The sequence below is a fragment of the Aeromonas sp. YN13HZO-058 genome (assembly GCF_001921245.1).
GTDB classification, from domain to species: Bacteria; Pseudomonadota; Gammaproteobacteria; order Enterobacterales; family Aeromonadaceae; genus Aeromonas; species Aeromonas allosaccharophila.
This window is the reverse complement of the sequence record NZ_MQSY01000062.1, coordinates 220141-234496: the sequence shown is the minus strand read 5'-3', so window position 1 is coordinate 234496 and position 14356 is coordinate 220141. Positions and strand designations below refer to the sequence as shown.

General features: G+C 56.4%; 12 protein-coding genes. 6 read left to right on the top strand and 6 right to left on the bottom strand.

What is annotated here, in order from left to right:
• Positions 1 to 200: 200 nt before the first annotated feature.
• From BSP75_RS16990 to BSP75_RS16975, 4 genes are all read right to left on the bottom strand, one after another.
• Positions 201 to 2132: a bifunctional diguanylate cyclase/phosphodiesterase gene (locus BSP75_RS16990; RefSeq protein WP_075113977.1), complete on the bottom strand. Its 1932-nt coding sequence runs from the start codon at positions 2130 to 2132 to the stop codon at positions 201 to 203.
• A gap of 23 nt (positions 2133 to 2155) precedes the next feature.
• Entirely contained in the window at positions 2156 to 2656 is a 501-nt protein-coding gene (locus BSP75_RS16985) for a molybdopterin-binding oxidoreductase (RefSeq protein WP_075113976.1), read from the bottom strand.
• A 101-nt stretch (positions 2657 to 2757) separates the two neighbouring features.
• Complete coding sequence (gene groL / locus BSP75_RS16980; protein WP_042063066.1) at positions 2758 to 4392, bottom strand: chaperonin GroEL; 1635 nt, start codon at positions 4390 to 4392, stop codon at positions 2758 to 2760.
• A gap of 43 nt (positions 4393 to 4435) precedes the next feature.
• Positions 4436 to 4729: a co-chaperone GroES gene (locus tag BSP75_RS16975; protein ID WP_005340573.1), complete on the bottom strand. Its 294-nt coding sequence runs from the start codon at positions 4727 to 4729 to the stop codon at positions 4436 to 4438.
• A gap of 260 nt (positions 4730 to 4989) precedes the next feature.
• Between BSP75_RS16975 and BSP75_RS16965 the strand changes: the two genes are divergently transcribed.
• Positions 4990 to 6324: an MATE family efflux transporter gene (locus tag BSP75_RS16965; protein WP_231554921.1), complete on the top strand. Its 1335-nt coding sequence runs from the start codon at positions 4990 to 4992 to the stop codon at positions 6322 to 6324.
• A gap of 46 nt (positions 6325 to 6370) precedes the next feature.
• Here the strand turns inward: BSP75_RS16965 and BSP75_RS16960 are convergent, their stop codons facing one another.
• Positions 6371 to 6850 (bottom strand): FxsA family protein, encoded by a 480-nt coding sequence (locus BSP75_RS16960; protein ID WP_075113974.1) that lies wholly within the window; start codon positions 6848 to 6850, stop codon positions 6371 to 6373.
• Between the two features lie 442 nt (positions 6851 to 7292).
• Here BSP75_RS16960 and aspA point away from each other — a divergent pair, with 442 nt between their 5' ends.
• Positions 7293 to 8735 (top strand): aspartate ammonia-lyase, encoded by a 1443-nt coding sequence (gene aspA, locus BSP75_RS16955; protein WP_042063058.1) that lies wholly within the window; start codon positions 7293 to 7295, stop codon positions 8733 to 8735.
• A gap of 126 nt (positions 8736 to 8861) precedes the next feature.
• Positions 8862 to 10181 carry an anaerobic C4-dicarboxylate transporter gene (locus tag BSP75_RS16950; protein WP_075113973.1) on the top strand — a complete coding sequence of 440 codons (1320 nt, stop codon included), beginning with the start codon at positions 8862 to 8864 and terminating at the stop codon, positions 10179 to 10181.
• Between the two features lie 255 nt (positions 10182 to 10436).
• On the opposite strand, the gene tsaD is transcribed toward BSP75_RS16950, so the two are convergent.
• Complete coding sequence (gene tsaD, locus BSP75_RS16945) at positions 10437 to 11450, bottom strand: tRNA (adenosine(37)-N6)-threonylcarbamoyltransferase complex transferase subunit TsaD (protein WP_075113972.1); 1014 nt, start codon at positions 11448 to 11450, stop codon at positions 10437 to 10439.
• A gap of 179 nt (positions 11451 to 11629) precedes the next feature.
• Between tsaD and rpsU the strand changes: the two genes are divergently transcribed.
• The 3 genes from rpsU to dnaG all read left to right on the top strand — a co-directional run bounded on the left by rpsU (position 11630) and on the right by dnaG (position 14180).
• Positions 11630 to 11845 carry a 30S ribosomal protein S21 gene (rpsU, locus tag BSP75_RS16940; RefSeq protein ID WP_005309452.1) on the top strand — a complete coding sequence of 72 codons (216 nt, stop codon included), beginning with the start codon at positions 11630 to 11632 and terminating at the stop codon, positions 11843 to 11845.
• A 15-nt stretch (positions 11846 to 11860) separates the two neighbouring features.
• Entirely contained in the window at positions 11861 to 12304 is a 444-nt protein-coding gene (locus tag BSP75_RS16935) for a GatB/YqeY domain-containing protein (RefSeq protein ID WP_075113971.1), read from the top strand.
• An 88-nt stretch (positions 12305 to 12392) separates the two neighbouring features.
• Positions 12393 to 14180: a DNA primase gene (gene dnaG, locus BSP75_RS16930; protein WP_075113970.1), complete on the top strand. Its 1788-nt coding sequence runs from the start codon at positions 12393 to 12395 to the stop codon at positions 14178 to 14180.
• Positions 14181 to 14356 lie beyond the last annotated feature (176 nt).

Below are 14356 nucleotides of genomic sequence, written 5' to 3'. Positions count from 1 at the left end.
GAGGTTATCGACTTAGGCGTTTGCGTTGCCGCTTGCCCTGTCGATGGAGGCGCATTATAGGGAGTTGAATCTTTCTGGCAAGGGTAAATTGCATGTTTTTTTGATAAAACCGCACAGCCGTTCAAACAATAAACAACACGAGGAAAATTTGAACCGAATCACACATTCCTGAGGTAGATGACAGCCAAGTACTTCCCTCTTCAACTCATATAAGCCATTTCAGATTGTTGACGCGCCAGCCAAAGCTCCTCCATCTCCAGCAAGGTTTGATAGATTTTCTCCGCCTGCTCTGGCCGGCTGAACAGATACCCCTGCCCATAAAGATGGATATCGGTCAGAGATCGCAGCACATCCAGCTGGGCCTGAGTCTCAATTCCTTCACAAACCAAACTCTTGCCCAGCATGGACCCCATCCGGCAGATATTGGCGACCAGCTCGGATGCCTCCATTGAGGTGTCAATGCCCTGTATAAAGGAGCGGTCGATCTTAACCTTACTGACCGGCAGTTTTTGCAGATAACTCAACGATGAATAACCGGTACCAAAATCGTCCAGAGCCAACAGAACACCCTGCTGATTGAGATCCTGCATCAGTTGCAGCGAGTTCTTCACCTCGCGCATGGTGGTATCTTCCGTGACCTCCAGGACCAGACTGCTGGCAGACAGGTGGTGCTCCATCAATGCCTTAGCCACCAGTTTGAGCAAATTGCGCTGGTACATGCCCGGCGAAATATTCACGCACATCTGCAGATCGACCATACCCAGCTGGTGCCACTGATAGAGCTGCTCGCAGGCGGTATTCAGCACCCAGCTGCCAACCCGTTCGGCCAGCTGGAACTCTTCTGCCACCATTATTACTTCGTTTGGCGGAATAAAACCGAGCTCCGGATGCCGCCAGCGCAGCAATGCCTCGACAGCTTCGCAGCGGCCACTCTCGAGATTGACGATGGGTTGGTAATAGAGCTCCAGCGCATTGTGCTCCAGCGCCATGATCATGTCAGAGGCCAGATGCTTGCGGCGCGCAGTCTCGTTGAGCAGGGAGTTATCGTAAATCACATAGGGAACGTGGGTCTTGCGACTATGAAACAGCGCCTGTTCCGCACGGCTTAACAACTCCTGGGTCTTGTCACTGTCCATCGGATAGAAGGCAATGCCGATCCCGACTTCCAGCCGGAAGGGATAGTCGTCATAGACGATATCCTGCTTCAGCGCGTGCAGCAGGCGCGCAACCAGCTCCCTGACCTGACGCAGATCACTGCTGCCTCGCTGAATAATGGCAAATTGATCGCCGCCCAAGCGCCCGCTCCACTCGCCCTCCTCACACAGCACCTTGATCCGTTTGGCAAACTCGCTGAGCAGATGATCACCGGTGTCATAGCCGAACTTGCTGTTGATATCCCTGAAGTCATTGATATCGACCAGCACCAGCCCGAACGGTACTTCCTGAGTGGCATACAGCTCCATCCGCTCCAACAACGCAACCCGATTGGACAACCCAGTCAACGGATCCCGTCTGGCCGCCCTGAAATGACGACGCCCTTCATATATAAGCAGCATGCTGAGCAGCAGCACCGAAATGACCAGACCGGAGACCATCAGCAACAAGGCATTGCGCAGCTGGCCAAAATGGCGATCGTTCTCGGAGTAGACGTTGATGTTCTTCTGCATCACAGAAGCGAGGGAGTAGGAAAGCGGCTCTTGCAGCGGGGCAAGGCGCATCATGATCTGCTGATAATCGGGCGCCCCGCTCTGCAACTTGGTGATATCAGGCTCTATTTGGCGAATATTGGTTTCAATCAGCTGCACCAGACGCAAGGTTTTCTGCTTGTCCTGCATGCTTTTGCGCAGCTGACCGCTCAACAGGATGGGCGTTCTACTCCAGAGAATGTCATAACGCAGCATCAAGGTGTCATGATCAATCCCGCCATAGTGATAGACCTCTACCGCATTGAGGAAACGCCCGAGCTCCAGCTGCAACTGCATCAGCGCCCAGGAGACATCGTAGGTGTATTTCTCCATCGCTCTGGTCGCATTCTGGATCTGCATCAGGCAATAGAGGGTGCTCCCGGTAAACGACAGGATGGATACATAGAGAATGACGAGCAGTGGCCACGCCCTGGTCTTTCCTTTCACCCCATGCTCCCGTGCAGTTTTTATCAGTGCTGAAAGTCTATCAAATCAAGTTGCCAGATCATCATGTCGGTATATTCGGATCGCTTCAATTCCGGATATTGATCAAGAGGCAACATAAACCAGACCGGCCCCTTGTCACGCACCCGCATGACAGCGCCATTGTCTTCCCATGCAAGGATAGGGTCATATTTGGCGACCTTGTCCCATTCAATGCGGATCTGGAAACTGTTCAGTGCCGTCAGCGTAATGGTCTTGCCATCCGCGCCGACGGCAGCCAATACATCGGCCAGTTTCGGCCCTCTGTAGGTGTGCGGTTTATCGACCCAGGGGTTACCGGTCACTATCTCATGTTGCGGCAGTGCCTGCAGTTTGGCCAGATCAAACAATACCTTGCCATCAACTTCGTCTGCCGAGCTGATGTTGCCACCCACTTTCAGGATCACCGGCCCGGTCAGTGCCTCAGCAGCCATAACCGGCATGATCACCAATGAGCACAGTAGCGTCAGCCAACCAAACATCTTCATATCACCCCCAAATTTGCTGTCTCAACAGACTCAGTTTAGTCAGATATAAAAAAACGGCTCGCCTTGGGCGAGCCGTTTCTCAAACAGAGCAAGGGTGATGATTACATCATGCCCATGCCACCCATGCCGCCCATGTCAGGCATGGCAGGGGTATCTTTCTTCGGCAGTTCGGTGACCATGCACTCGGTGGTGATCATCAGACCGGCGATGGAAGAGGCAAACTGCAGGGCAGAACGGGTTACCTTGGTCGGATCCAGGATACCCATGGCCAGCATGTCGCCATACTGCTCGGTGTAAGCGTTGTAACCGAAGTTGCCTTCGCCGTTCTTCACTGCGTTGGCAATGACGGAAGCTTCTTCACCGGCGTTGATCACGATCTGACGCAGCGGGGCTTCCATGGCGCGCAGGGCAACCTTGATACCCACGTTCTGGTCTTCGTTGTCACCACGCAGGCCCGTCAGCTTGGCAGCTACGCGCACCAGCGCCACACCACCACCGGCAACCACACCTTCTTCAACAGCGGCGCGGGTAGCATGCAGGGCATCTTCCACGCGTGCTTTCTTCTCTTTCATCTCGACTTCGGTGGCAGCACCAACCTTGATCACCGCAACACCGCCCGCCAGCTTGGCTACGCGCTCTTGCAGCTTCTCACGGTCGTAATCGGAAGAAGTATCTTCAATCTGCTGACGGATCTGGGCAACACGGCCTTCGATCACAGCGGCATCACCCACGCCATCGATGATGGTAGTGTTCTCTTTGGTGATAACGATGCGCTTGGCACGACCCAGATCTTCCAGCGTCGCTTTTTCCAGCTCCATGCCCACTTCTTCAGAGATGACGGTACCGCCAGTCAGTACGGCGATATCCTGCAGCATGGCCTTGCGACGGTCACCGAAGCCCGGCGCCTTGACGGCAGCCACTTTCACGATACCGCGCATGGTGTTGACCACCAGAGTCGCCAGCGCTTCGCCTTCTACATCTTCGGCAACGATCAGCAGCGGCTTGCCAGCTTTGGCAACGCCTTCCAGCACCGGCAGCATTTCGCGGATGTTGGAGACTTTCTTGTCAACCAGCAGGATGAACGGGTCGTCCAGTTCAACGGAACCGGTCTCTTGCTTGTTGATGAAGTAGGGGGACAGATAGCCACGGTCGAACTGCATACCTTCGACAACCGCCAGCTCGTCTTCCAGACCCTGACCATCTTCAACAGTGATGACGCCATCGCGACCCACTTTGTCCATGGCTTCAGCAATCAGCTTGCCCACTTTCTCGTCGGAGTTGGCGGAGATGGTGCCCACCTGAGCGATGGCATTGCTGTCAGCGCACGGCTGGGACAGCGCTTGCAGCTCGGCAACAGCAGCCACAACGGCTTTGTCGATACCGCGCTTCAGATCCATCGGGTTCATACCGGCGGCAACGGCTTTCAGACCTTCGTTGACGATCGCCTGAGCCAGAACGGTTGCAGTCGTGGTACCGTCACCGGCGGCATCGTTGGCCTTGGAAGCCACTTCCTTGACCATCTGGGCGCCCATGTTCTGGAACTTGTCTTCCAGCTCGATTTCACGCGCAACAGACACACCATCTTTAGTGATAGTCGGGGCGCCGAAGGACTTGTCCAGCACCACGTTGCGGCCTTTCGGGCCCAGAGTCACCTTGACGGCATCAGCCAGGATGTTTACGCCTTCCAGCATCTTGATGCGGGCTTCGTTACCAAACTTAACGTCTTTAGCTGCCATTTTTCTTCAATCCTTAAATCAATTCGGGGAAAAGGAGGATGGATTACTCTTCGACAATCGCCAGGATGTCGGTTTCGGAAAGGATCAGGACGTCCTGACCATCCAGCTTCTCGGTCTTCACACCGTAGCCTTCGTTGAAGATAACCTTGTCACCAACCTTCACGGCCAGCGCTTTGACTTCGCCATTATCCAGGATGCGACCAGTCCCCACGGCAAGCACTTCACCACGGGTGGACTTCTGGGCCGCTGTACCAGTCAAGACGATACCGCCGGCAGATTTGGCTTCAGCTTCGATGCGCTTGATGATGACGCGGTCGTGCAGTGGACGAATTTTCATCGATAACTCTCCCAAAATGAGTCTCATTGTTGCTTTGAGGAATGGCCGTTCCAGGCCAAATTAGATATGTCCCTGATGTGGGGCAGAGTTGCTAACCCTTCAAGGGCAAATACAAAAAAAAATTTTTCACGTACTATGAATATCTTCGATGGTTCATCCATGTCCGCACCCTGGTGCAAGGTCGGTTCACCCCGCCCGTTTTCCATGCCAGAACCTTCAAAGCCAGCTGTAGAGACGAGCCCTTGACCCGCACCAACCCCATGCTGACAGCCCCTATCCCGGTCGTACTGCGCCAGATGACGGGCCCCATGATCTTCGGCATCATCGCCATTCTGGCCTTCAACCTGGTCGACACCTTTTTTATCGGCATGCTGGGCACCCAGGCACTGGCCGCCATCAGCTTTACCTTTCCGGTCACCTTTGTGGTCACCTCGCTGGCGATGGGATTGGGCGCCGGATTGTCCGCGGTGATCGGTCACACCCTGGGACAGGGCAAACACGATGAGGCGGCCCACCTCACCACCGACAGCCTGTTTCTGGCGGTGATCATGGTGGCCCTGCTCTCCACGGGTGGCGCACTCACCATCAACCCCCTGTTTACCCTGCTGGGCGCCAGTGCCGAGCTGATCTCCCTCATCCATGACTACATGCTGATCTGGTATCTCACCGTCCCCATGCTGGTACTGCCCATGGTGGGAAATGCCGCCATCCGGGCGACCGGCGATACCAAAACTCCCAGTCTGGTGATGGCGGTGGCAGGGCTGGTCAACGGGGTGCTGGATCCTCTGTTGATCTTCGGTATCGGCCCCTTTCCCGAATGGGGGATCCGCGGGGCTGCCATCGCGACCTCTATCTCCTGGTTGATGGCGATGCTGGTCAGCCTCTATATCCTGCGCCATCGGGAAGGCTTGCTGCTCTGGCGCCTCTCGCCGCGAGCGCGGTTGCTATACCACTGGCGATCGCTGCTCCATGTCGCCGTCCCCGCCTCTTTTACCAATATGCTCAACCCCTTGGCCAACGCGGTGCTGATGACGATTTTTGCGGGCCTGGGTACCGAGGTGGTGGCCGCTTACGGCGCCGCATCGCGGGTCGAGGCGCTGCTGCTGATCGTGATGATGGCCCTCGCCTCCGTACTGGCCCCTTTCATCTCGCAAAACTGCGGCGCCGGCAATCCGGCCCGCGCCAAGGCCGCGCTGCAAAGCTGCATGCGTTTCGCCCTGCTGTTCCAGCTCGCCATCTATGGCCTGACCTGGCTGCTCGCCCCGCTGATCGCCAATCTGTTCAGCGATCATCCGCAGGTCATTCGCCTGATTATTCTCTATCTGCATCTGGTGCCGATCGGTTATGGCTTTCAGGGCATGGTGATGCTGCTGGCCTCGGCACTCAATGGCGTGCGAGCATCCAGTATCTCGTTCTTGTTCAACGGATTGCGACTATTTGGTTTTCTGTTGCCAGGAGCCTGGCTGGGGGCAAAGCTGGGGGGAGAACAGGGGATCTATCTGGGGATACTGCTGGCCAATCTGGCGGCGGGCACCCTCGCGTGGTGGTATGCCCGACACCGCTTCGAGGCGCTGTGCCATCAGGGCAAACCCTGATCAGTCACTCGCCTCGGGTTTTCGTCTCGTCGATTACTCTTTACGCTCACTCTTTGCGCTCAAATTCGCCTTCGATGGTGGTGCCGCCCTGCTTGGCGTGACCCAGATGATCATCTGACGGCGCGTTGCCAAACGGCGATGGTGTTCCCTGCTGGAAACCCCCCATCTGCATCCGGAACTGGCTGCTGCCGATCAGCTTGTCGGCCAGTTTGTTGCGCAGCCAGGGTTGCAGCAACAGCACACCGAAAATGTCGGTCACGAAACCCGGGATAATCAGCAGCAAACCAGCCAACGCCAGCATCATGCCACCCATCACCTCGCGGCCCGGCATCTCGCCCATCTGCATCTTTTGCTGGGCACTGAACAGGGTCTTGATCCCTTCACTGCGCACCAGCGAGGAGCCCAATACCGCGGTCAGTATGAGCAAGCCGACTGTCGGCAGCGCCCCAATCACTGAGCCGACCTCGATCATCACGGTGAGCTCCAGTACCACCAGACCCACCAACAACAGAAACAACTTGCCCATATCCACTCCAGCACCGGTAAATTGAGAAAAAGTGGTGCCCTTCACAAGGCGGCCCATGCGCGATGCGTTCATCGCATCATCACCACTTTTACTCTGAATAAGTGGGGTCTTCCCTGCCCTTTTCAAGCCTCTCAAATGACACCTACGTCAGCAACCATCTAAAAAACCGGCAAAAATTCACAAAAATTTATAATAATCATCATGATAAAAGCGTCATAACATATGTGTACTTTCCTCAAAGTAATTTGAAAATGTCTCAAATTTAGTGATCCACCTCTAATAACCGATACCTCAATTGGAGTAGTATATTGATTAGTTTTTCGGGAGGTCATTCTCCCTACCGCCCCACTCGATGTGTGGTGCTTCAGGATGAGCTGTGCGCAAGGAACTCGCGACCACTCGGTGAGGATTTTTCCATTTATCTGATTTCTGAGGCATTACAATGAGCGACATCAAGAACGTCCGCATTGAAGAAGACCTGCTGGGCACCAAAGAAGTTTCCAATGATCTCTACTACGGTGTGCACACCCTGCGCGCTGTCGAGAACTTCAAGATCAGCTCTCAGAAGATTTCTGACGTTCCGGAATTCGTCCGCGGTATGGTTCTGACCAAGAAAGCGGCTGCGCTGGCAAACGGCGAACTGGGTACCATCCGTCCTGAAATTGCTGACAAGATCGTAGAAGCCTGCGACCTGATGCTGAACACCGGCAAATGCTTCGACCAGTTCCCGGTCGACGTTTACCAGGGTGGTGCCGGCACCTCCGTCAACATGAACACCAACGAAGTACTGGCCAACATCGCCCTGGAAATCATGGGTCTGGAGAAAGGCCGTTACGACGTCATCAACCCGAACGACCACGTCAACAAGTGCCAGTCCACCAACGATGCCTACCCGACCGGTTTCCGCGTAGCGGTAGTCAACAGCACCGACGTGACCCTGCACGCGCTGGAGCACCTGATCGCGGCATTCGATGCCAAGGCTGAAGAGTTCAAAAACATCCTGAAGATGGGCCGTACCCAGCTGCAAGATGCGGTTCCGATGACCCTGGGTCAGGAGTTCCACGCGTTCGCCGTCACCCTGCGTGAAGAGATCAAGTCCATCAAGCGTTGCCAGGAGCTGCTGCTGGAAGTGAACCTGGGAGCTACCGCTATCGGTACCGGTCTGAACACTCCGCCCGAGTACTCCGAGCTGGCCATCAAGCGTCTGGCCGAGATCACCGGTCGTGCCTATGTGCCGGCAGAAGACCTGATCGAAGCGACCTCCGACTGTGGCGCCTACGTCATGCTGCACGGCGCCATCAAGCGTCTGGCCATGAAAATGTCCAAGATCTGTAATGACCTGCGTCTGCTCTCCTCCGGCCCGCGCACTGCACTGAAAGAGATCAACCTGCCGGAAATGCAGGCGGGTTCCTCCATCATGCCAGCCAAGGTCAACCCGGTTATCCCGGAAGTGGTCAACCAGTCCTGCTTCAAGGTATTCGGTAACGACATCACCATCACCTTCGCCGCCGAAGCCGGTCAGCTGCAGCTGAACGTCATGGAGCCGGTGATTGGTCAGGCGATGTTCGAATCCCTGAGCCTGATGGAAAAAGCCTGTATCTCCCTGCGCGAGAAGTGCGTGGAAGGTATCACTGCCAACCCGGAAATCTGCATGAACCACGTGCTGAACTCCATCGGTATCGTGACCTACCTGAACCCCTTCATCGGCCACCACGAAGGTGACATCGTCGGCAAGATCTGTGCCCAGACCGGCAAGAACGTCCGCGAAGTCGTTCTGGAGCGCGGCCTGCTGAGCGCCGAGCAACTGGACGAAATTCTCTCCATCGAGAACCTGATGAACCCGCAATACAAAGCCAAGCGTTTCACCCGCGAAGCTGCCGTATAAGCGTGTGTGGGCCGGGATCTTCCCGGCCCATAAAGTCAGTTCCCGATTGGTCTTTATCCCCAGCCCGATCGGGAATTGGCTTTTTGCCAAATAAAAACCAAAAAACTAAAAAATGGAGTTATCGCTATGATTGGAATCGAGTTACTTGTCGTGCTCGCCGCTATCTATCTGGGGGCCCGGATAGGCAGCATCGGCATCGGCTTTGCCGGTGGTCTGGGGGTACTGGTACTGACGTGGGGTCTGGGCATGCCCATCCCGAGCGACCAACTGGTCACTTACATCCCCTGGGATGTAATCATGATCATCGCGTCCGTCATCTGCGCCATCGCCTGTATGCAACTGGCTGGCGGGATGGACTACCTGGTCTCACTGGCAGAGAAAGCGCTGCGCAAGAACCCCAAATACATCACCTTCGCCGCCCCGGTCGTCACCTATCTGATGACCATGCTGGCCGGTACCGGTCATACCGCCTTCTCCACCCTGCCGGTGATCGCTGAAGTGGCCAAAGAGCAAGGGATCCGCCCATCCCGTCCGCTCTCCATCGCGGTGGTCGCCTCCCAGATCGCCATCACAGCCTCCCCGATCTCTGCCGCTGTGGTTGCCTTCTCCGGCATGCTCGAGCCGTTCGGTGTTGACTACCTGACCCTGCTGGCCATCTGCATCCCCTCTACCTTCCTGGCCTGTATCCTGGGCGCCTTCATTGCCAACATGATGGGCAAACCGCTGGATCAGGACGAAGTCTATCTGGAGCGTAAAGCTAAGGGGCTGATCAAATTGCGTGGTACTACCAAGCTCGAGCTCAAACCGTACGCCAAGCTGTCGGTCTGGATCTTCATCGCAGCCATCGTGGCTGTCATGGCTTATGCCACTGCCATCTCCGGTAAAGTAGGCCTGATCACCAACCCGCCAATCCCCCGTGACGGCGCCATCATGGGCATCATGCTGGCCGCTGCCACCATCATGACTCTGGTGTGCAAGCTGGATGCAACTCAAGTCACCAACATGCCGACCTTCAAGTCAGGTATGTCCGCCTGTATCTGCGTGCTGGGTGTCGCCTGGCTGGGTAACGTCTTCGTAAAAGGCAACATGGACACCATCCAGCTGATCGCTGGCGACCTGCTGAACCAGTACTCCTGGCTGCTGGCCGTGGTGCTGTTCTTCGCTGCCATGCTGCTCTATTCACAAGGCGCCACCACCAAAGCCCTGATGCCTGCCGCACTGGCACTGGGTGTCAGCCCGCTGACTGCGATTGCCTCCTTCGCAGCCGTAAGCGCCCTGTTCGTACTGCCGACCTACCCGACCCTGCTGGCCGCGGTCGAGATGGACGACACCGGCTCCACCCGTATCGGTAAAGCGGTGTTCAACCACCCCTTCTTCGTACCGGGCACCGCCACCATCGCCATCGCCGTGGCGCTGGGCTTCTTCTTCGGCGGCATCCTGCTGTAATCGCATCGCCTGCCGATAGCCAAACAAAAATCCCCGCCAGTTGGCGGGGATTTTTTTATCTCTTTTTTTATCTCTTTACTGTGTGCTTTGCTGTCTGCCAGCAACAGACCCGACACCTTATCCGGATGGCTCAACCACGGTAGCAGCAGCCAGCGCAACAGCGTGCCAGCGGCGCTATAACCGCCGCTGCCGAATTGCAGGAGCAGTAGGCCACCCTGATACTCACCACCACGCCAGAAAGCGGGATCCTGCGGATCAGACCGGATCCAGGGTATCCAGCGGCCAGCGCGGCACGGCCTTGACCGCCAGCGGCTCGAACACGCCCGCTTTCAGGCGCTGCATACCGGCATAAGCGATCATGGCGCCGTTATCGGTGCAATATTCGGTGCGCGGATAGAACACCTCACCCTTGAGGCTCTCCATCAGCTCGGCCAGCTGGGCACGCAGATGACGGTTGGCACTGACGCCACCGGCGACCACCAGACGCGTGAGACTAGTCTCTTTCAGCGCACGGCGGCACTTGATGGCCAGGGTATCGACCACCGCATCTTCAAACGCCCGGGCGATATCGGCACGGGTCTGCTCATCATCACCGTTGGCGGCAATGGTGTTGGCGGCAAAGGTCTTGAGGCCGGAAAAGCTCATGTCAAGCCCCGGTCGGTCGGTCATCGGACGGGGGAAGTGGAAACGTCCGGTGGTGCCCTTCTCGGCCAGACGGGAGAGCAGCGGGCCGCCCGGGTAGTCCAGCCCCATCAGCTTGGCGGTCTTGTCGAACGCCTCGCCAGCGGCATCGTCGATGGATTCCCCCAGCAACTGATAACTGCCGATGCCGTCAACCCGCACCAGCATGGAGTGACCACCGGAGACCAGCAGCGCCACGAAGGGGAACTCGGGGGCCTTCTCCTCCAGCATGGGGGCCAGCAAGTGGCCTTCCATATGATGGACGGCGATGGCCGGCTTGTTCCACGCCATCGCCAGCGAGCGGCCAATGGTCGCCCCCACCAGAATGGCGCCAACCAGACCCGGGCCCGCGGTATACGCGATGCCGTCGATGTCATCTTTGCCCAGTCCCGCCTCTTGCAATGCGGCCTGGATCAACGGGATCGTCTTGCGAACATGATCCCGGCTGGCGAGCTCGGGGACGACGCCACCGTAGTCCGCATGCAGCTTGACCTGGCTGTATAACTGATGGGAAAGGATCCCTTTTTGATCGTCGAAGATCGCGATCCCGGTTTCGTCACAGGATGTCTCTATGCCCAATACACGCATTGCTAAAAAATTTCACTGCTAAAATGAGACGGCTATGGTAACCTTCGCGGGTTTTTTAAACCAGAGCGATCTCTGCGGGTTTACTTTCATTCCCTGTCCAGAGTATAATTTCGCACCATTTTAAGACATGCTGATCGATTGAAGGTCAGCTAACAATTTATCACTGAGGTGAAAGGCACATGCCAGTAATCAAAGTCCGTGAAAATGAGCCGTTTGACGTTGCTCTGCGTCGTTTCAAGCGTTCTTGCGAAAAAGCCGGTATCCTGTCCGAAGTTCGTAGCCGTGAGTTCTACGAGAAGCCGACTACCATTCGTAAGCGCGCCAAAGCGTCTGCTGTTAAGCGTCACGCCAAGAAGCTGTCTCGCGAAAACGCACGTCGTATCCGCCTGTACTAATCGGGAGATATTGCCGTGTCTCTGAAGGATCAACTCAAGGATCAACAAAAACTCGCCATGCTTGCCAAAGATAAGGCACGTCTGGGAGCGATCCGCCTGTTGATGGCAGAAATCAAGCAACGTGAAGTCGATACCCGTATCGAGCTGAATGATGAGGATATCCTCGCTGTCGTGACCAAAATGGTCAAACAGCGCCGCGATTCCATCAGCCAATTTGAAGCTGCCGGTCGCCAGGATCTCGCCGACAAAGAGTCCGCCGAGATCGTTGTGTTGCAGGAATTCCTGCCGCAACAGCTGACCGCAGATGAAATTGCCGCTCTGATCGAGCAAGCCATCACTGAAAGTGGTGCTGCCGTCATGGCTGATATGGGCAAGGTCATGGCTGTCTTGAAGCCGAAAATTCAGGGGCGTGCCGATGTCGGCACCGTCAGTGCTCAGGTGAAAACCCGCTTGGCGTAACAGGCAACTCTCTTGTTTGGTCGAAGAAGCCGTGCTTCCCTTGGAATGCGCGGCTTTTTTATTTTCTCCGCAATGAAACAGGACGGTTATGGCAGGCAGGATCCCCCAATCCTTTATCGACGATCTGCTCGTACGCACAGACATAGTCGAGCTGATCGACTCGCGAGTGCGGCTGAAAAAAGCCGGTAAGAACTACCAGGCTTGCTGCCCTTTTCATAACGAAAAAAGCCCCTCTTTTACCGTCAGCCAGGAGAAACAGTTCTACCACTGTTTCGGTTGTGGCGCCCACGGCAACGCCATCGGCTTTGTCATGGAGTACGACGGTCTCGAATTTCCCGATGCCATCGAGGAGCTCGCCAGCATGCAGGGCATGCAGGTGCCTCGCGAACAGAGCATTGGCGGCTCGGCCAATAGCCAGCCCGCCGTCAGCAGGGATCTGTTCGAGCTGATGAACCAGATTGCCCGCTTCTACGAGAGCAATCTCAAGAATGCTCCCCATGCGGTGGAGTACCTCAAAGGGCGCGGTCTGACCGGTGAAGTGGTCAAACGATTCAACATTGGTTATGCCCCCAGCGATTGGGATCAGGTGCGCCGCCGCTTTGGTGCCAGCCGGGATCACGAGCAGCTGCTTATCTCGGGCGGCATGCTGATCACCCGTGACAATGGCCCGGGCAGCTATGATCGTTTCCGTGATCGCATCATGTTCCCGATCCGCGACAAGCGTGGCCGGGTCATCGGTTTCGGTGGCCGGGTGCTCGGTGATGGTACCCCCAAGTATCTGAACTCGCCGGAGACCCCCATCTTCCATAAAGGGCGAGAGCTGTTCGGTCTCTACGAAGTGAAGCAGGCACACAAGGATCCGCGCCGGATCCTTGTGGTGGAAGGCTACATGGATGTGGTGGCACTCGGTCAGTACGACATCGACTACGCGGTGGCGGCGCTGGGTACTGCAACAACCAGCGACCATATCCACACCCTGTTTCGCACCACCGCCGAGGTGGTCTGCTGCTACGACGGTGACAACGCTGGTCGTGAAGCCGCCTGGCGGGCGCTGGATAATGCCCTCTCCCATCTGCAGGATGGCCGCGAGCTGAAGTTCGTGTTCCTGCCAGATGGCGAGGATCCCGACTCGCTGGTACGCCAGATCGGCAAGGAGGGCTTCGAAGCCCTGCTCGATGAAGCCCAACCGTTCGCCGACTTCATGTTCGAGCGTCTCGGTCGCGATGCGGCACTCTCCGGTGAGGCAGGCAAGTTCGAAGTGGCCAACAAGGCGGCCGAGCTTATTCGCCGCGTACCGGAAGGGTTTACCCGCGAAGGATTGATCACCCGTCTCTCCAGCATGATGCGCTGGGGCGAGAACAAGCAGCGCATCGCCGAACTGTTTGCCCGCAACAGTCAGCCTAAGGCTGAGGTCAACAAACCCAAGGCAGCCAAGCTGACGCCACTACGGCGTGCGCTGGCACTGATGGTGCAATATCCGGCGGTAACGGCCGAACTTCCCCCTATGCCGGAATTGGCCGGACTGCGCGTACAGGGCATCAAGTTCCTGCTGCAGCTGCACCAGCAGATCCTGGCCCAGCCCGGTATCACCACCGGTATCCTGCTGGAACACTGGCGTGGAACCAAGGAGGGAGAGATCCTCGCTCAGCTGGCGATGCACGACCTCTTTGAAGAGGTCAGGCTCGACCAGGAACCGGATATTCTGGGAGAATTGCAGGACACCTTCGTCGGCTTCATCAACCAATTTCTGAAACAGCGGATCGAAGAATTACAGGCAAAAGTGGCTCAGGAAGGACTAAGCTCCGAAGAAACCCAAGAGCTGATGATGCTGATAAGAGAGGTGCAAATTGAGAAAAGAAATGAGAGTGGGGCTTGATATTTGAGTGATTAGTCCCAATATGGATAGCGTTGCCCGAATCGACGGGATGAAAAGCAAAATTTTTATAACCGCCTGGCCCCGACAATACTGCGGGCAGGGGTTTCTCATGACCGACGCCGCAACCAGACATAGCATGTCTGGCGGTTTTCTATTAGAATTGGCTATTTGCGCAG